20 protein-coding genes are annotated in these 17,696 nt (G+C 68.6%); 6 read left to right on the top strand and 14 right to left on the bottom strand.

What is annotated here, in order from left to right; genetic code table 11:
- Positions 1–14: 14 nt before the first annotated feature.
- From G6N19_RS14890 to G6N19_RS14880, 3 genes are all read right to left on the bottom strand, one after another.
- Entirely contained in the window at positions 15–242 is a 228-nt protein-coding gene (locus G6N19_RS14890; RefSeq protein WP_013829999.1) for a CDGSH iron-sulfur domain-containing protein, read from the bottom strand.
- A complete protein-coding gene (locus tag G6N19_RS14885) occupies positions 239–922 on the bottom strand; it encodes a HemK2/MTQ2 family protein methyltransferase (protein WP_049793043.1) in 684 nt (227 codons plus the stop codon). Before G6N19_RS14885 ends, G6N19_RS14890 begins: the two co-directional genes overlap by 4 nt.
- A 138-nt stretch (positions 923–1,060) precedes the next feature.
- Positions 1,061–2,878, bottom strand: coding sequence for a thiamine pyrophosphate-requiring protein (locus tag G6N19_RS14880; protein WP_013830001.1), 1,818 nt, complete (start codon positions 2,876–2,878; stop codon positions 1,061–1,063).
- A gap of 247 nt (positions 2,879–3,125) precedes the next feature.
- Here G6N19_RS14880 and G6N19_RS14875 point away from each other — a divergent pair, with 247 nt between their 5' ends.
- Complete coding sequence (locus G6N19_RS14875; RefSeq protein WP_232062402.1) at positions 3,126–4,334, top strand: IS110 family RNA-guided transposase; 1,209 nt, start codon at positions 3,126–3,128, stop codon at positions 4,332–4,334.
- A gap of 54 nt (positions 4,335–4,388) precedes the next feature.
- Here G6N19_RS14875 and G6N19_RS14870 read toward each other — a convergent pair whose 3' ends face one another.
- From G6N19_RS14870 to G6N19_RS14860, 3 genes are read right to left on the bottom strand one after another with little or no spacing between them, the layout of a single operon-like run.
- Positions 4,389–5,009 (bottom strand): UdgX family uracil-DNA binding protein, encoded by a 621-nt coding sequence (locus G6N19_RS14870; RefSeq protein ID WP_408632505.1) that lies wholly within the window; start codon positions 5,007–5,009, stop codon positions 4,389–4,391.
- Positions 4,894–5,262: an NAD-dependent epimerase/dehydratase family protein gene (locus tag G6N19_RS21815; protein ID WP_408632439.1), complete on the bottom strand. Its 369-nt coding sequence runs from the start codon at positions 5,260–5,262 to the stop codon at positions 4,894–4,896. Before G6N19_RS21815 ends, G6N19_RS14870 begins: the two co-directional genes overlap by 116 nt.
- A gap of 55 nt (positions 5,263–5,317) precedes the next feature.
- Entirely contained in the window at positions 5,318–5,797 is a 480-nt protein-coding gene (locus G6N19_RS14860; RefSeq protein WP_193465217.1) for an MPT63 family protein, read from the bottom strand.
- A gap of 289 nt (positions 5,798–6,086) precedes the next feature.
- On the opposite strand from G6N19_RS14860, the gene G6N19_RS14855 reads away from it, so the two are divergent.
- From G6N19_RS14855 to G6N19_RS14845, 3 genes are all read left to right on the top strand, one after another.
- On the top strand, positions 6,087–6,755 hold the full coding sequence (locus G6N19_RS14855) for a PAS and ANTAR domain-containing protein (protein ID WP_041318489.1): 669 nt from the start codon (positions 6,087–6,089) through the stop codon (positions 6,753–6,755).
- An 88-nt stretch (positions 6,756–6,843) separates the two neighbouring features.
- Positions 6,844–7,320 carry a chemotaxis protein CheB gene (locus tag G6N19_RS14850; RefSeq protein WP_193465216.1) on the top strand — a complete coding sequence of 159 codons (477 nt, stop codon included), beginning with the start codon at positions 6,844–6,846 and terminating at the stop codon, positions 7,318–7,320.
- Positions 7,308–8,072, top strand: coding sequence for an STAS domain-containing protein (locus G6N19_RS14845; RefSeq protein WP_232062401.1), 765 nt, complete (start codon positions 7,308–7,310; stop codon positions 8,070–8,072). Before G6N19_RS14850 ends, G6N19_RS14845 begins: the two co-directional genes overlap by 13 nt.
- A gap of 325 nt (positions 8,073–8,397) precedes the next feature.
- Here G6N19_RS14845 and G6N19_RS14840 read toward each other — a convergent pair whose 3' ends face one another.
- The 3 genes from G6N19_RS14840 to G6N19_RS14830 all read right to left on the bottom strand — a co-directional run bounded on the left by G6N19_RS14840 (position 8,398) and on the right by G6N19_RS14830 (position 11,415).
- Positions 8,398–9,099, bottom strand: a complete 702-nt coding sequence (locus tag G6N19_RS14840) for a GAF and ANTAR domain-containing protein (protein WP_193465215.1) — start codon at positions 9,097–9,099, stop codon at positions 8,398–8,400.
- An 80-nt stretch (positions 9,100–9,179) separates the two neighbouring features.
- The gene (locus tag G6N19_RS14835; RefSeq protein WP_193465214.1) at positions 9,180–10,406 is read right to left on the bottom strand and encodes a glycosyltransferase; all 1,227 of its coding nucleotides are present in this window, start codon (positions 10,404–10,406) and stop codon (positions 9,180–9,182) included.
- Positions 10,407–10,425: 19 nt separating this feature from the next.
- Positions 10,426–11,415, bottom strand: a complete 990-nt coding sequence (locus G6N19_RS14830) for a glycosyltransferase (RefSeq protein WP_193465213.1) — start codon at positions 11,413–11,415, stop codon at positions 10,426–10,428.
- Positions 11,416–11,701: 286 nt separating this feature from the next.
- On the opposite strand from G6N19_RS14830, the gene G6N19_RS14825 reads away from it, so the two are divergent.
- Positions 11,702–12,136, top strand: a complete 435-nt coding sequence (locus G6N19_RS14825; RefSeq protein WP_193465212.1) for an STAS domain-containing protein — start codon at positions 11,702–11,704, stop codon at positions 12,134–12,136.
- On the opposite strand, the gene G6N19_RS14820 is transcribed toward G6N19_RS14825, so the two are convergent.
- Positions 12,133–13,410, bottom strand: coding sequence for an MFS transporter (locus G6N19_RS14820; protein ID WP_232062400.1), 1,278 nt, complete (start codon positions 13,408–13,410; stop codon positions 12,133–12,135). The two genes, G6N19_RS14825 and G6N19_RS14820, sit on opposite strands and share 4 nt — an antisense overlap.
- Positions 13,411–13,521: 111 nt before the next feature.
- A complete protein-coding gene (locus G6N19_RS14815) occupies positions 13,522–14,184 on the bottom strand; it encodes a cutinase family protein (protein ID WP_193465211.1) in 663 nt (220 codons plus the stop codon).
- Positions 14,185–14,488: 304 nt separating this feature from the next.
- Between G6N19_RS14815 and G6N19_RS14810 the strand changes: the two genes are divergently transcribed.
- Complete coding sequence (locus G6N19_RS14810) at positions 14,489–15,424, top strand: esterase family protein (RefSeq protein ID WP_193465210.1); 936 nt, start codon at positions 14,489–14,491, stop codon at positions 15,422–15,424.
- A 30-nt stretch (positions 15,425–15,454) separates the two neighbouring features.
- Here G6N19_RS14810 and G6N19_RS14805 read toward each other — a convergent pair whose 3' ends face one another.
- From G6N19_RS14805 to G6N19_RS14795, 3 genes are read right to left on the bottom strand one after another with little or no spacing between them, the layout of a single operon-like run.
- Positions 15,455–15,610 (bottom strand): hypothetical protein, encoded by a 156-nt coding sequence (locus G6N19_RS14805; protein ID WP_013830014.1) that lies wholly within the window; start codon positions 15,608–15,610, stop codon positions 15,455–15,457.
- Complete coding sequence (locus tag G6N19_RS14800; protein ID WP_193465209.1) at positions 15,607–16,170, bottom strand: hemerythrin domain-containing protein; 564 nt, start codon at positions 16,168–16,170, stop codon at positions 15,607–15,609. Before G6N19_RS14800 ends, G6N19_RS14805 begins: the two co-directional genes overlap by 4 nt.
- A 37-nt stretch (positions 16,171–16,207) precedes the next feature.
- Positions 16,208–17,668, bottom strand: a complete 1,461-nt coding sequence (locus G6N19_RS14795; RefSeq protein ID WP_193466405.1) for an aminotransferase class I/II-fold pyridoxal phosphate-dependent enzyme — start codon at positions 17,666–17,668, stop codon at positions 16,208–16,210.
- Positions 17,669–17,696 lie beyond the last annotated feature (28 nt).

Here is a 17,696-nt window from a genome sequence, read left to right as displayed (position 1 = left end):
CAACCTCGGTCGACCTACTCGGCGTCGGCCGCGTCGCCGTCAGCGTGGCGGGATGACGGGTCGCGCCGCCGATGGCTGGTGTCGCACAGCGGATAGCTGCGGCTGCGCCCGCAGGCGCAGATCGCGACCATGAACCGGTCGGACTCGACGACGCCGTCGGGGGTTTCGATGCGGACCGGCCCGGCGACCAGCACCGGGCCATTGCGCACCGGCTGTACCAGGTGGGGCTGCGGCTCGCTCACGGCTTGTCCGCCCGTATCACGACCAGCTGCTCCTCGCGGCAGCCGCGGGGCAGCCGGCCGGTTCGCTCCAGCCAGTCGGCACGAGCGGACAGCACCGGGCCGAACGGAATCCACCGCGTAGCCGCGATGTCCGCCGCCAGTCCGCTGTCCCGCAACGCTTTCAGCGACCTGGCGGCATCGGCCAGCGCCGACTGAACCAGCAACATCGATCCACCGCTGCGCAACAGCGTGGCCGCCGTGCGGCACAGTGGATCGAGAACGATCCGGCCGTCGACGCCACCGTTCCACGACCACTCCGGCCCGCCCGCCACCGGGACCGGCCCGCTGTGGCGCGGGCTGGGCACATACGGCGGATTCGACACGATCAGGTCGAACGGCTCGCAGCTCAATGCGCCGGCCCACGGCCCGTGCCGGATCTCGATGTCGACCCCGGCCGCGCCCGCGTTGTCCCGGGCGCACCGGACCGCGCGGGGGCAGATGTCGAATGCGGTGACGCTACCCGCGCCCAGTTCGGCCGCCGCGATCGCCACCACACCGGACCCGGTACACAGGTCGAGTACCCGGCGCCGGCGGGCCAGCCCCGATGACTCCATGACGTCGACCAGTAGGTGCGAATCCTGCTGCGGCGCATAGACGCCGGCCGGGGTCACTAGCTCAGGTCGGGTGGCGTACGTGGCGATGGTGGGGTTCACCTAGCCGGTTTACCCGGCTGCAGCCGCCGACAAACGCCATTGGTCACTCCCGTAATGGGGCATCGCACACCGTGCCGACCCCTCCGGATCCCTAGGCGGCGTCGTCGGCGTACCGAGCAGGCTCACTCAATCGTCCTTGTCGCGCAGGTCGCGCACCGCCTGCTTGGCCGACTCGGTGAACTCGTGCATCTTCTGCTTGGCGCCCTTGGTGGCGACACTGACCCGGTCCGGATCCTTGATCATCGCCTTGGCGGTGTTCTTCGCGATGTCCATCCGGAGCTGCGGCGGAACCGGTGCGACGTCGGGATCCACGACCACTTCCAGCACCACCGGGCCCGGCGCCGCCAGCGCCTGATCCCAGGCATGGCCGATGTTCTTCGGGTCATCGCAGCGGATACCGGTCAGCCCGAGCAGCTTGGCGAACTCCGCATATGGCACATCCGGAATGTATTGCGTTCCCTCGAATTTCGGTTCTCCGCCCATCGCCCGCTGTTCGAAGGTGACCTGGTTGAGGTCCTGGTTGTTGAACACGCAAAAAATCAACGGACCCTTGGACAACCGATCCTTGTACCGCTTGACGGTGATCATCTCGGCCATGCCGTTCATCTGGAACACGCCGTCGCCCACCAGGGCGATCACCGGTCGGCCCGGGTGCGCCAGCTTGGCGGCGATCGCATACGGCGTGCCCGGGCCCATGGTGGCGAGGTTGCCGGCCAGTGAGGCGGCCATGCCCGGCCGCAGCCGCAGGTGCCGCGCCCACCAGTTCGCCACCGAGCCGGCATCGGTGGTGATGACGGCGTTGTCAGGCAGCCGCTTGGACAGCTCGTGCACCACCAGCTCAGGGTTGAGCGGGTCGGCCTTGTCGTGGGCCCGCTTGTCGAGCACCCGCCACCATTCCTGCACTTCGCTTTCGATTTTTTTGCGCCAGGACCGGTCCTCTTTGCGTTTGAGCAATGGAATCAGCTCTTGCAGGGTGTCTTTGGAGTCGCCGATCAGATTGGCGTCCATCGGATACCGGACGCCGATCATCCGGCCGTCGTGGTTGATCTCCACTCCCCGGCACTGCCCTTCTTTGGGCAGCCATTCGGAGTAGGGGAAGCTCGACCCGATCATGAACAGCGTGTCGGCGCCGGACATCATCGCTTCGCTGGCCGTGGAGCCGAGCAGCCCGATCGGGCCGGTGACATACGGCAGATCGTCGGGCAGCGACGCCCGGCCCAGGGAGGTCTTGGCCACCCCGGCGCCGAGCAACTCGGCGACCTGCACCACCTCATCAGACGCGTCGGCGGCGCCGGCGCCGATCAGAATCGCCACCTTCTCGGCGTCGTTGAGGATGTCGGCGGCCTTCTGCAGTTCCGGTTGCGTCGGGAGCATCCGCGACCGGGACCAACCCACGCTGCTGAACACCGCCCCGTGCATCCGTGGCGGCGACGGCACCGCGTCCTCTTCGGCGACGTCCTCGGGCAGGATGATGGTGGCCACCGTGCGATTCGTCAGCGCCACCTTGCACGCCCGGTCGACCAGGTGGCGTGCCTGTACCGGCGCCATGCAGGTTTGGATGAAGTCCGACGAGACGTCCTTGTACAGCGACATCGGGTCGATCTCCTGCTGGAAAGCCGCGCCCAGCGACATCCGCTTCTGCTGGCCGACGATGGCGACCACCGGCTGGTGGTCGAGTTTGGCGTCGTAGAGCCCGTTGAGCAGGTGGATCGCCCCGCCGCCGGAGGTGGCCAGGCAACAGGCGAGCTCGCCGGTGAACTTGGCGTGCCCGGTCGCCATGAAGGCGCCCATCTCCTCGTGCCGGGGCTGGATCAGCTCCGGATCGCCGTCGGCCCGGTCCAGTGCGCCGAGCATGGAGAGGATGCCGTCACCGGGATAACCGAAGATCCGGTGCACTCCCCACTGGCGTAACCGGTCGATGATGAAGTCCGCGGTCTTCGGCATGGTGCGCTCCTTAAGTTCGTAGTTGCAGTTACTTCGTGTTGTTACGTTGTGCTGTGACCCGGGTGGGTCGGGTGAGGCTGCATGGCGCTAGCCGGCCTTGGTGGTGCGGCTTGAAGGGACTGGCCGCCCGACCTGCTTGGACTTCTCTGGCCGCTGATTGAGATCTGCGATGTGATCGCTTGTTTAAGGAAATGCTGGCGGGGTTGTCCGTGGGGACCGTGTTGGCAGACAAGCGAAAAGAGGTGCGATGGCAGCGAGCCAGGTGTGGGCTGGAGTGGATGTCGGTAAGGAACATCACTGGGTGTGCGTGGTCGATGACAACGGCGCGGTGATGCTCTCGCGCCGACTGGTCAACGATGAGCAACCGATCCGTGAACTCGTAGCCGAGATTGAGCAACTGGCTGACGAGGTGTCGTGGACGGTCGACTTGACCACCGTGTATGCCGCTCTGTTGTTGACGGTGCTGGCCGACGCCGGTAAACCGGTCCGGTATCTGGCCGGCCGTGCGGTATGGCAGGCCTCGGCGGTGTACCGCGGTGGCGAGGGCAAAACCGACGCCAAAGATGCCCGGGTGATCGCCGACCAGTCGCGCATGCGGGGTACCGATCTGCCTGTGCTGCATCCCGATGATGTCTTGATCACCGAGCTGCAGATGCTGACCGCCCATCGCGCGGACCTGGTCGCTGACCGTACCCGCACGATCAACCGGCTGCGCCAACAACTCATCGCGGTCTGCCCAGCGTTGGAACGGGCCGCGCAGCTGACCCAGGACCGCGGCTGGGTGGTACTGCTGACGCGGTATCAGCGACCGAAAGCCATTCGCCAAAGTGGTGTTTCGCGTCTGACGAAGATGCTCGGCGATGCCGGTGTGCGCAACGCGGCCACGATCGCCGCCGCGGCGGTGGCGGCCGCCAAATCCCAGACGGTGCGCCTGCCCGGCGAAGATGTCGCTGCCGGACTCGTTGCCGAGTTGGCCGGGGAGGTGGTTGCCCTCGATGACCGCATCAAATCCACCGATGCCGACATCGAGGACCGATTTCGCCGCCATCCCGCCGCCGCAGTGATCACCAGCATGCCCGGCATGGGTTTCCGTCTCGGTGCGGAACTCCTCGCCGCCGTCGGCGATCCTGCCCTGATCGGCTCTGCCGACCAACTCGCCGCTTGGGCCGGGCTGGCGCCGGTATCCAAAGATTCCGGAAAGCGCACCGGACGACTGCACACCCCCAAGCGCTACAGCCGACGACTGCGCCGCGTCATGTACATGTCCGCACTCACCGCCATCCGCTGCGACCCCGGTTCCAAGGCCTACTACCAGCGCAAACGAGACGAAGGAAAACGGCCGATCCCCGCCACCATCTGCCTGGCGCGGCGCCGCACCAACGTCCTCTACGCACTCATCCGTGACAACCGCACCTGGCAACCCGATTCACCCCCGATCACCAAATCGGCGGCTTGACTTCTTCATTGAGAGTCCCTTCTATCCGCACACGGTTACCCGTCACCCTCGTTGTCAAACAGCGCCGTCGTACAAGCGGTGCTCGCCGGTCACCGCGGTGGCGGCCACGCGCAAGTCGTCGACGAACGCCCGGTAGGCCTCGTCGCGCCGGTCACTGCGATCCCGCAGCACCGCCGAGGGATGCACGGTCGCCAGCACCGGCGGCCGGCACTGGGCACCGGTCGGCGGGTTCAGCAACTCGCCGCGTCCGGTGGAGACCCGGAATGCCGCGCCCAGCAGCGACTGCGCGGCGGTGGCGCCCAAGCAGACCACCAGTTGCGGGCGCACCGCGTCGATCTCGGCGATCAGCCACGGCCGGCACGCCACCACCTCGGTCCGGCCGGGCTTCTGGTGGATCCGGCGTTTGCCTTCCCGGCGGGTGAACTTGAAGTGCTTGACGGCGTTGGTGGCATAGACCAGCTCCGGGTCGATGCCCGCGTCGTGGATCGCCCGGTCCAGCAACCGTCCGGCCGGACCGACGAACGGATGGCCTTGTCGATCCTCCTGGTCGCCGGGCTGCTCACCGACCAGCATCAACGGTGCGCCGCGGCGGCCCTCGCCGAACACGGTCTGGGTGGCGTCGCGATACAGCTCGCAGCCGTGACAGCCGGCGGCCGCCTCCCGCAGTGCGCTCAGCGTCCGCCGGTCGGGTAGATACCGTTGCGCTCCCGGCACCTGCGTCGTCGCCACGGCTCATGCCGCCAATTCCGGGGGCGATCTCGGAAGTCCCGGAAAGCTGCTGTACTACAGCAGGATTGGCTTCCGATGCGGTGGACAGGTCATCGACGCACCAGACCCGCTGCGCGCCCTCGGCGAGCAGCAGGGCGCACAGCCGGCTGCCGAGGAATCCGGCTCCGCCGGTGACCAGAGCACGCTTCAGCGCACGCATGGAACACCATCCGAATGGGCCCGATCCTGCCGATCGGGCCCATCTCGGGTCGGCGTCAAGCCTTGTTCGTCCAGATCATCACATCCTGGACGCCGTCGTTGTAGACCACGCCGTCGGGCGGCGGGCCGGTGACGTCGAAGTAGATCTTGCCGTCGGCCGACGCGCCCTGGGCGATGGGGCCCGGGTTGATACCGCCCGGCGTGGGCACGGTGTTGATCACCCGGTAGGTGTCGCTGTTGGCCGCCCTGGCGTTGAAGGCGGTGACCAGCGGGGTCACCGTCCCCCGGTCCGCGCGAGCCGTCACGTCGGCCTGGTACAGCTTGCCGTCCGGCTGGTAGCCGGGGATGACCACGTTGGCCGGCCCCAGGTTGCTGACCGTGTAGGACGTCGACAGTGCGCCGTCGTGGAGCTGTTCGGGTGTGCCGAACGGTTGGATCGCCGGTTCGGCCATCGCGGTTGTCGCGGCGAAGACGCTCACCGCGGCGATACCCGCCGCGCCGGCGGCTGTCTTGGCTGCGGTCGTGGAGAACTTCACGTCGGACTCCTTCCGTTGAGTTCGATCGGGTGTCATCGGGGCGGGGGTCCCTTTGCTGGAACGAGCACCGCGCCCGTCACCCGCAGGTACCCGGCAGCGTCGACGGGGAAACAAATCATGATTCGGTTGCGCGGCGTGCGGAAATTGTGGATAGTTACGCAAGCTCGGGCGTTCAGCAGACAGCGCCGGTCAGGACGTCCTTGCATCCTTCCTGTGATTCCGGACCGCGGCTCGCCGCCGGCCCTTGGAATCAGCTCATAGCGTGTGGGTACGAGAAGGCGGGTATGCGGTGGTCGGGGATACTAGTGCTCAATTTGCGACGCCGTCGGGCGACGACCTCGAGGTCCACAGTGACCTCGATCTCGTAGTGGGCCACGGCGAGCCGCAACGAGTCGGCCGGTTCCGGTACTGGCTCGGCGAGCAGCGCTGGGAGTGGTCGGACACCGTGGCGCGGATGCACGGCTACGAGCCGGGAACGGTTGAGCCCAGCACCGAGTTGTTGCTGCAGCACAAGCATCCCGAGGACCGCCCCCAGGTCGCCGAGGTGCTGGAGCGGGTCGTGCAGGGCGAGCCGTTCAGCAGCCGGCATCGGATCATCGACACCCGCGAGCAGGAGCACTGGGTGATCGTGGTCGGTGACCGCATGGTCGACGACGCCGGCGTCGTGACCGGCACCGCCGGTTTTTACGTTGACGTCACCGATGTGCTGCAGGCCGACGTCAGCGCCGCGGTCTCCGAGGTCGCCGAGTCGCGGAGCGTGATCGAGCAGGCCAAGGGCGTGTTGATGGTCGCCTACGGCATCTCCGCTGAGCGGGCGTTCGACATCCTGGTGTGGCGTTCGCAGGAGACCAACGTCAAGGTGCGCGACCTGGCCGCCCGCTTCCTGGCGGCCATGAGCGGAGCCTTCAGCCCCGACTCGGTCTCGTTGGTGGACCACACGCTGCTGACCGTCGACTGACGCCGCGGCGAGAAGCCGACGCCGGCCGTCGCGCACGGAGGTTGCCAACGCCGCCGGAGTGGGTAGCCACCTGAAGGTGGTGAGCGCAATGGCAGAAACTCCTCGCCCCCGCAACGTCGTCGGCGTGGGGGCGTCGGCCGGTGGTGTCGAGGCGCGGAACAGTTTCACAGCCGAACTGCCGGCGACGCTGCCTTGTGCGATTCTGGTCGTGTTGCACATGCCGGCCGCAGCCCCGGCGTGCTGTCGCGGATCCTGGATCGCCACAGCACCTTGCCGGCGGTCACCGCCGCCACCGGGGCCCGGCTGGAAGCACGGCCGCATCTATGTCGCCGCGCCCGATCATCACCTGCTGGTCGACGACGGCCGGATCGTACTCACCGAAGGCCCCACCGAGAACGGGCACCGGCCGGCGATCAACGCGCTGTTCCCGGCGATTCCGCAGAATGCGATCGACGCCGGGCTGGTCGATCACCAAGCGCCGGCCGCCGAGATCGGCGTGCTGCTGGAAAGGCCGACCGGGCAGTCGCCTGGCCGCCATCTATCACAGGCAGGATGCGGGACCTGACTAGGAAATCGAGCCAGCTCACGGTGTTTTCGGACACCGTGGCCGGCGCGTGTCTGCTGCGCGCCCTCGGCAGGCTGGACAGCAGCACCTATCTGGAGCTGCGCGACAGCGTGATCAAGGCGGCGCTGGACGAACCGCGGGCGGTGATGGTCGACGTCGGGGGTCTGGACGTGCCGGCGCCCTCGGCGTGGTCGGTGTTCGCCAGCGCCCGTTGGCATGTGAGTACCTGGCCCGACATCCCGATCCTGCTGATCTGCCCCCGGCCGGAGATCGCCGACCAGATTTCGGGCACCGGCGTGACTCGCTATGTCCCGGTGCATGCCGACGTCGAGAGCGCACTGGTCTCGCTCGTAGCTGCCAAGCGCCCGCGCCGCCGGGTCCGCATCGAGCTGCCGCGCCGGCTGAGCAGCCTGCGCGGCGGCCGCGACTTCGTGGCCGAGTGGCTGACCAACTGGTCGCAGGAACAGCTGATCCCGACCGCCAAGGTCATCGTCGATGTGCTGGTGGAGAACGTGCTTCGCCATACCGAAAGTCCGCCGGTGATCTTGCTGGAAAACGCCGACTCCACGGTCACCATCGCCGTCCAGGACGCCGACGGATCGCCGGCGATGCGCCGCGAAGCCGGCGCCGGTGGCGCCTACCGGACCTCCGGGCTGGCCGTGGTCGGCGCCCTGTGCCGCGCCTGGGGCAGCAGCCCCACCCCCGGCGGTAAGACGGTGTGGGCGGTGGTCGGCCCCGAGAATCGGCTGTAGCCTCCGCAGCCCCGCAAAATCCGCGAGTAGGGTTTGTGAACGCGAGGTTCTCCGAGCGGACGGGGCGAGATGAACGCGATCGTAGAAGGAGCAGGCGAGGCCTTCGAGGCGGCCCGCAGATGCGCCGAGACCGCGTCGAGGTGTCTGGCGGCGGCGTCGCGGTGCGCCTGTCCGGCGCGAGCCCGCGACGCATCGGCCCGCTGGCGGGCGATCCCGGCGTGGTATGCAGTCACCGTCAACCCGGCCGCCAATTCATCTCGCCGTCGCTGCAGTTCGTCGGCCCGCAGCCGCGCCAGCTCGCCGCGTGCGGCCGCCGCCGATGGACTCACTGCCCGGCCCCTTGCCGGCTGACCACCTGTTGCGCCACATCGGCAAGCGGGGTGTTCGTGGTCTGCGACAACCGCTTGAGCAACTCGAAGGCTCGCACCGCATCGATGTCGAACCGCTCCATGAGCATGCCCTTGGCCTGGCCGATGACATCGCGGGAGGCCAGCGCACTTCGGAACTGCTCATCGCGGCGCACCATGTGCCAGGCCAGCGCGGCGTGAGTCGCCAGCGTCAGACCCAACTCCACCGCGTCGTCGTCGAAGGCGCTCGCGCTCTCGGCGTAAAAGTTCAGGGCTCCGGTGCTTCCGCGGCCGGTGAACAACTCGAACGCCAGGACGGATCGGATCGGTGTCGTCTCGGCGACCTCTCGGCAGTACGACGGCCAGCGTTCCTCTCGGCAGATGTCGTCCACGCGAACGAGGTGGTGTTTCCACGCCGCGGCCAGGCACGGCCCCTCCCGGAGTCGACGCTGAATGTCATCGAGCGCGGCCGGGTACCGGCCCGTCGCCGACAGCGTCTGCACTTCGGCTTCTGACGTCGCGAGGGTGACGCCGGCATGCTGGGCGCAAGGCATATGGCCGAGCAGACTGGTTATCAGCTCGTCCAGCGCAGCATCTGCGTCGACGTGCGGGCGTTGGTCCAACGTGCGGACCAGGTCCGCCACCTCGCGCATCATGTCATCGCGGTCCGCCAGCGCCATCGCATCGCTCCGTCCCAGGCCCCCGGTCGAGTGCACCCAATGTTCCTCCGATCCGCCGCGGGCGGCAACAGCGTCGGAAGTCATCCCTGCCCCGACGCCCGCGCGGCGGTGCGGACCGGCGCGCGCACCGGCAGCAGCCGGTCATAGACCCGCAGCGTGTCGGTGGCGACGCGCTCCCAGGAGTACCTCGAGCGGGCCCGTTCGCGGCCGGCGGCGCCGAACGCCGCCGCGCCGCGCCGATCCCGCAGGATCGCCGTCACCGCGTTCGCACAGGCGCGCGGGTCTTTCGGCGGGATCAGCAGGCCCGTCAGGTCGTGGACGACGGTGTCGAGCATGCCGCCCACCGCCGACGCCACCACCGGCACCCCGCAGGCCATCGCCTCCAGCGGCACGATGCCGAACGGTTCGTACCACGGCGTGCACGTCACCACGTCCGCCGACCGCAACAGCGCCGGCATATCTTCGCGGGCAACCGAGCCGTACAGCGAAACCCGCTCCGCCACACCGAGATCTGTGGCCAGCTTCCGCAGCCGGCAGGCCTCCGGGACGGTGTCGAGTTCGGCCCGTTCGGGTCCGCCGACGATCACCAGTTCCGCTGCTGGGACGGTGGTCAGTGCCTCGATCACGGTGTCGAATCCCTTGCGGGGCACGAACCGCCCGACCGCGACGATGCGGCGCCGCCCCGATCGGGGGGCGGTCGGGCCGTGCGGCGTGAACCGGTCCACGTCGACACCGCAGGGCACCACCGAGATCCGCAACCGGTCCCGGCCCAGCCGCATCAACTCGAACACCTCGTCGCTGCAACCGGCCGTCACCCAGGTCGCCTCCTGCGCGACCCGGGTCTCCAACCGCAGCCGTTCGGCGGGACTGGTGTCGCGGTGCCCCTGGTGCCGTTGCTTGACCACGCCCAGCGCATGGAACGTCTGGACGGTCGGGACCCGGCGGCGTTTGGCGGCCAGTTGGGTGGCGATCCCCGACATCCAGAAGTGTGCGTGCGCGATGTCGGGCCGTTCGCGGTCCCACTGCTGATCCAGGTAACGCCCGAACGTCCCCATGTACTGCAGGAGTTCGTCTTTGGGCACATACCGTGCCGGCCCCGCGGGCACGTGCACCACCGTGTAGCCCTGTTCGGTGTCGACCCGCTCGGGCAGGTCGGGGTCGTCGCGGCGGGTGTAGACCTCGACGTCGTGGCCGCGGCGGGCCAGCGCCGCCGACAACTCGGCGACGTGGACGTTTTGGCCGCCGGCGTCGGCGCCGCCGAGTGCGGCGAGCGGGCTGGCATGTTCGGAAACCATTGCGATCCTCATCGCGATCCTCCCCCGGTAGTCACGGCCCCGCCGTGCACTGCGCGTCGATGACCCGATCCCACTCCCGCAGGAATCTCTCGAGCCCGAAATGGTCTCGCGCATGGTCGCGGGCCGCCTTGCCGACCACCTCGGCCAGGTAGCGGTCGGCGACCAGCCCGCGCAGCGCCGTCCGCAAGGTGTCCACGTCGGCGCTGACGACGCCGGCCTCGGGGGGGACTACCAGCGGTGCCATGGTCGACGCCACCGCCACCACCGGCATGCCCAGGAACATGGCCTCCAACAGCGACAATCCCAGCGACGTCCAGCGCGCGGTGTGCAGGTAGACGCGCCGATGCGCCAGTTCCTTCATCAGCGGAGCGGTTCGCAGGTCGCCGTGACCGGTGACGCCGGCGCAGCGATGAGCCGGGTCGTTGAGTTCTTCGGTGCCGATCCCCCAGACGTCGACCGGCGCGGACTGCCCGAACCCGCCCAGCAGGTCGGCACCCACCGTGCGCCACCGTCGCACCGGTTCATTGATCATGGCGCCCGCCGCGGCGATGTCGCCGGTGTACAGGTGGCCCGGATCGGCGATCCCATGGTCGATGACCGTGGTGGGGGCGCGGCCGTTGTCCCACATCAGCCGGTTGAAGTCGGTGACGTGGATCAGCGGGATGTCGTCGCGGTCGGCGATCGGATGCAGGCTCTCCACCACGAACGGCCGCGGCGTGTTGTGCTCGACATAGACCGCGGGAACGTCGAATCCGGGTCGGCGGCCCAGCAGCCGAGCAGCCAACTCCAGCTCGTGCGGGCGCTGCAGCACCACCAGGTCAACATCCTGGTCGCGCAGTTCGGCCAGCGGCACCTCCACGGCCCGCGGCCAGTCGCGCCCGCACAGCCCGCGGCCGTCGGGATCGTGCGGAACGTCGACCGGAATGAGGTAGCGGTGCCGGCCGGCGACGAACGAGTCCATCCAGGAGCCGTGCACGTGCCAGACGAGCACCGAACGCCGGGTGGTCAGCGGAAACGCCATAACCGCTTGTTACCCGCGGGTTCCGGCTCTAAACGTCGAAAAGGTCCTCGAAGCGGTTTGCTGCAAGGCAATTCGCCCGGAGTTCATCGCAGCACCGTTACCAATTCGTTGCATAGTGGCGAGGATCGGCGTAGGTTCGTGGACAGGTTGAGTTAACAGCCACCCGGAAGACGCGTCACCCACGCAGACCAGGGAGGCCCACTCCCTGTTTCTCATATCGTCCGTGAAGGTGTAACTCGCATCGACGCGATCCCCCAGTACGAGTTTCGACTGATGGAGTGATCAAATGTCCGCTCTGAAAGTGGCCGAGCCGGTGTTCCCGGCGCCTCGAATAGATTCCGTTCCGACGTCCGACACCTGGGAGAGCCACACCGCCCGATCCGTCACCCGCTGGGGGCGTGCCGGCGCGGTGATCAGCGTGAACGGCGAGCTCGACGCCGCGAACGCCGGCGAACTCGCCGAGCACGTGCACCACTGCGCGACGTCGTGCCAATGGCTGGTGCTGGACCTCAGTGACTTGGAATTCATTGGCACCGCGGGTTTCTCAGCGCTGCGCGACATCGTCGACCGGTGCGCCGACACCGTGACCTACTGCACGACGGTGCCGGGGCCGGCGGTCACCCGGCTACTGCGAATCTGCGACCCCGCCAACGCGCTTCCGACGACGTCGTCGGTGGCCGAGGCCCTCGCCGCCGTGCCGGGGCTGCGTCGGGTCCATTAGCCGTCCCGGCCCTCGACCAGCTCGCGGGCCCGCGCTTCGCTCTCGACCGCGGGCCCCGAGCCGGGCAGTCGTCTGCCCGCCACCTCCGGGGTGAAGACCAGCGCCAGCGCGCCGATCACACCGGCCGCGATCAGCAGGTAGGCCGGGGCCATCGGATTGCCGGTGCGCGACACCAGGGCCTCGGCGGCGAGCGGCGTGGTGCCGCCGAACGCCGACACCGACACGTTGAAGCCGATGGCCAGCGCCCCGTAGCGCACCCGGGTGGGAAACAGTGCCGGCAGCGTCGCCGGCAGGGTGGCGTCGAAGCAGAGCAGCATCGCCCCGATCAGCACGACCCCGGCGAAGGCCACCAGGTAACTGCCGGCGGAGCGGATCAGCATGAACGCCGGGGCCGACAGCGCCACCAGCATGATGGTTCCCGACCAGAGCACCGGCTTGACGCCGATGTGGTCGGACAATCGCGCCATCGGCACGACGGTGGCCATCATCGCCAGCAGTGTCAGCACGATCAGCAGCAGCCCGCCGGGGTACGGGATCCGCGCGGAAGTCTGCAGGTAGCTGGGCAGATACCCGGTGAGCAGGTAATCGGTCATGTTGTAGGTCAGCACCAAGGCGACGCACAGGGCCAGCGGGCGCCACTGTCTGGTGGTGCGACGCAGCTGAGCCGCGGCCGAGTCGTCGTCACCGGAGCCGCCGCCGGACTGCCGGAACGCCGGTGACTCGTCGAGGCGCAGCCGCAGATACAGCGCGGCCAGCCCGAGTGGGGCGCTGAGCAGCAACGGGATTCGCCATCCCCAGCTGAGCATGGCCTCATCGGAGAGCCAGGTCCGCAGTCCGGTCACCAGCGCGCCGGCGACGACGTAACCGGCCTGCGAACTCAGCGGCAGGAATCCGGCCATCATGCCCCGCTTGCTGTCCGGGGCCTGCTCGCCGACATAGACCATCGCGCCGACGTACTCGCCGCCCGCCGAGAAGCCCTGCACCATCCGGGTCGCGACGAGCAGGATGGGCGCCGCCACACCGATGGCGCGATAGCCGGGCAGCAGGCCGGTGGCGGTGGTGCCGAGCGTCATCAGCACCAAGGTGGCGACCAGCACCCGTTTGCGCCCGATCCGGTCGCCGAGCGGGCCGAAGACCAGCCCGCCCAGGGGGCGCATCGCGAACGCCGCGGCCAGTGTGGCGAAGGCGCCGATCAGGCTGCCGCCACCCGGGTAGAACACCCGCGCGATCGTGGTGGCGAGGTAGCCGTAGACGCCGAAGTCGTACCACTCCATGAAGTTGCCGATGGCGGTGCCCCGGATGGAGCGCCGAACATCCGCGGGATCGGCGACCCGGATCTGGTCGCGCCGCCAGCGCCGGCGACGGCGGTTACGGCCGGCCAGGGTCTATCCCAGCCGGCTCTGCAGCCGGTGAGCGGCGAAGTCGGCCCCCTGCTCGATCATCGTTGCGTCGTCGCCGGCGTAGCTGTCGTGCGCGGCGAAGCTCAGTCCCTCGGAGCAGACCGCGTCCTCCGGCGCGCAGACCTGCAAGGTCTTGGCCTGGTAGGACGGACCGATCGCGATCGTGGGTTCCTTGAGGAACTTCATCGCCCGCTCGTTGGGCATCGCGAAAAGCACGACCGCGGCGACGTGTTCGGCGATATCGGGATCCAGCGGCTTGGGCACCGTCGCCGGGTCGACGCCGTCGGGCACCTGGGCCGAGGTGACGAAGCCCATCACCGCGGCGCCCTGCGAATAGCCGCCGAGCACCATCTTGGTGCGGGGACAGGTGGTCGCCCGCGAGACCACGTGCGCACCCGCGTCCCGAATGCCGTCGACGCCGGTGTCCCACTGGTCGTTGGCCGGGTAGTCGACCGCGTAGACCGACAACGGGTTGGGGGCCAGCCGCGTGCTCAGCGCGTTGACGAATGCCTGTCCGGTCGGTCCGACGCCGGGCGGCTCACCGGTTCCGCGAGCGAACACCAACTCGGTATCGGGACACGGCTGGGCACTCGCGACGGGCACGCCGGGGGTGAAAAGGATTGCGGCACCGGCAGCGGATGCTGCCATCACCAGAGGCCAGATGCGATAACGAAAGCCAAGCGCGGACATGTCGGTGTAGGTGCCCACCGCGGCTCCGGCTCAAACCGCGAATCTCAATTTTTTCTTTCGCGCCCCGCTCTGGACAACGGTCCCCCACTTTGTTAAGACAAGAAGGTTCGGTGTCTTCAGACGGTAGGGCAACCATCCGCGGTGTCTCATGATGCCGAGCGATGAAAAAACCAAAGCCTCACGGGCCCTGTGTCGATCTCTCCCCTCTCGCGCACCCGGCCGGCTGGCCTTGGCTCGGGTGTGCGCGAAAGGGGAGAAACAAATGTGGAACAACACAACGCGTCGACGCAAGGTCACCCACGCCGCCGCGGCGGCGGCGTTGCTGCCGGGACTGATCGGCCTGGGAGCGGCGGCGCCGGCCGGCGCCGCCGCTCCGGAGTTCCTCTCGGTGCCATCGCCGAGCATGGGCCACAACATCACCGTCGAATTCCAGGGCGGCGGCGCGGCGGCGGTCTACCTGCTCGACGGCCTGCGGGCCCGCGAGGACCGCAGCGGCTGGGACATCGAGACGCCGGCGTTCAACGAGTACAGCGGGTCCGGGATCTCGGTGGTGGCGCCGGTCGGCGGACGTTCCAGCTTCTACACCGACTGGTACGGGTCGGCCAATGGCCAGACCTACAAGTGGGAGACATTTCTGACCAGTGAGCTGCCGGGCTTCCTCGCCGGGCGGGGCGTGCGCTCGACCCGCAACGCGGTGGTGGGCGTTTCGATGTCCGGATCGTCGGCGCTGATCCTGGCGGCCTATCATCCGCAGCAATTCGCTTACGCCGCATCGCTTTCAGCGCTATTGACCCCGTCCAGCGGCAACGGCCCGATGCTGATCGGCATGGCGATGAACGACGAGGGCGGCTTCAACCCGCAGGACATGTGGGGACCGACCGGCAGTGCGGGTTGGCAGCGCAACGATCCGACGGTCCAGGCCGGACGACTGGCGGGCGCCAATACCCGGCTGTGGGTCTACAGCGGCAACGGCACCCCGTCGGAGATCGGCGAAGGCAGCCTGCCGGGACAGGTGATCGAGCAGGTGGTCATGCAGAGCAACAACGCTTTTCGGGACGCCTACACCGGCGCGGGCGGGCACAACGCGACCTTCAACCTCGACACCAACGGGGTACACAGCTGGGGTTACTGGAACGCGCAGCTAGTCGCGATGAAGCCGGACATGCAGCGCACGTTGGGTGCCGGCGGCCAGGTCTGACACTCGGGACGGTCCGGCCGGCCAGCGCGATCAGTACCAGTAACGCCTGCCGCCGACCGGCCGGCCGACCGCCCCCAGCACCCAGAACACCACGCCGATCACCAACAGCACGATCCCGATCGCCCACAGCACGTACACGTCGAACACCAGCCCGATGATCAGCAACAGCAGACCGAGCCCGATCATGAGCCGTACCCCAGGATCGCGTCGCGGGCCCGGTCCACCATCGAGGCGAACGGCCCCACGAACGCATTGGCCGGCGCGCTCTCGACTCCGGGGTGCGGCCTGGTCGGCGCGATCGCCTCGGCGAGCTTGACCGCCCGCTCCAGCAGCTGCAATTCGGTGTCACCGAGTTCCGCACGCAGCCCGGCGAACTCGTCGCGCTCTTCGTGGCCGGCATGGTCGATGACGTTGTCGCGCAGTTCCCGCAGCTTCTCGGTGAAGAACTCCGAATCGACGTCGACGTCCTCCAGCTCGCCCAAGGCCGTCTTGGCCTGTTTCTCCTCGGCCAGCCGCGCGTTGACCAGCTCGCGGCCGTTGTCGAGTTCGTGGGCGGCCCGCGGGTGCACGATCTCCTCTTCGGCGGTCTCATGCACTGCCAGCAGCCGGCGCAGCCGGACGAACGACTCCTCGCGTTCGGCACCGGCCGCCCGCAACGTCTCGTCGAAGAGCGTCTTGATCCGTTCATGTTGGCCGGTCAGGAAATCGACCACGTCGACCGGGGTGTGCAGCGACGTCTGTGTCATGGCTACCGACTACCCCGGCTCGGGAAGGGTGAAACCCTCAGGCCACCACCCGGATGTGTTCGAGGGAGGGGTCGGCGGCGTCGGGCAACGCCATGCCGGCCGCCAGGCCGGACCGCAGATAGTCGATGACGGCGGTGTCGAGGCGTTCGCCGGGCACCACGGCCGGCACACCGGGCGGATACGGCGTGAGCTGTTCGGCCGCGATACGGCCGGCGGCCTGTGCTGCGGCGACCATCTCGGTGGGGCCGAAGAACGCATCGCGGGGCAGTGCCACGCTCTCCAGTTGCATCTCCTCGGGCGAGGGCAGCCGGACCGGCGCCGGCGGGTCGAAAGTCATTGCGGCGGCGCGCCACCCGCTCAGCGCATCCAGCAGCCGGTCGGCGCTGGCGCGGTCGTCGGCAAACGACATGGTGGCCAGGATGCGACGGTGGTCGGCCAATCCCACGTCCAGGCAGCGCTGTTCGCGGAGCCAGTCCCTGGCCTGATACCCCGACATACCGGTCGCCGCGACGTCCACCAGCACCTGCAGCCGGTCCAGGTCGTGGGAGGCCTCGACACCCAGCAGCACATCCTCGAGCACCTCGACGTCGGGCAACTCGTCGATACGCGCCCGCACCTCGCGCGCCAAGGCCAGTGCGGCGTTTAGCATCTCGTGTCCGTGCTGCACCATCTGGCGCCGCCAGCCGTCCAGCGCCGCGTAGATCGGCACACTCGGGCTGGTGGTCATCAACAGGTCGGCGCAGGCGGTGAGCCGCTCGCGGTCGATGAGATCGCCCTGGATGTGGTACACCGAGCCCTGCTCGAACCCGGCGCCCATCTTGTGCACGCTGACCACGCAGACGTCGGCGCCGGCGTCCATCGCCCAGGTCGGCAGGTCGTCGTGGAAGGGCAGGTGCGCGCCCCAGGCTTCGTCGACGATCAGCGGCTTGCCGCGCCGGTGACAGATCTCGGCGATGGCGGCCAGGTCCGCACAGGTGCCGTAGGGCGACGGGCTGACGATCAGCGCGCCGGCGGCATCGGGATGTTCCTCCCACGCCCCGGCGACCCGTTCGGGTGACGGCGGGTGGCTGAAATGTCGCTCGGCGTCCCAGCGCGGGGTGATCCAGCGCGGCTGGATGCCGGAGAAGATCAACCCGCCCACGATCGACTTGTGGCTGTCGCGCGGCAGCAGCAGCCCACCGGACGAGCCGCCCGCCACCGCCATCATCGCCGCGCGAACGGAAAGCGAACTGCCGCAGGTGGAGAAGAACGCCATCTCGGCGCCGACTGCGTCGGCCATCAGCTGCTCGGCGCCGGTCAGCACCTCGCCGCGCGCCTGCCAGTCGTCCAGCCCGCCGCGGGCCAGCACGTCGGCGCGGAACAGGTCGTCCCCCAGCACATCACGCACCGACTGATCGGCACCGCGGCCTTGGCGGTGTCCCGGCGGGCTGAAGCCGTATCGGTCCTTGCGGTGATAGTCGGCCAGGGCTTCCAGCACGGGTGCCCGGCGGTGATCCATCTCGGCCATATCGGCTAGGCATACCCAC

Source organism: Mycobacterium novum, assembly GCF_010726505.1.
GTDB classification, from domain to species: domain Bacteria; phylum Actinomycetota; class Actinomycetes; order Mycobacteriales; family Mycobacteriaceae; genus Mycobacterium; species Mycobacterium algericum.
Note: the sequence above shows the minus strand (reverse complement) of the source record. Positions and strands in the feature narration are given on the sequence as shown.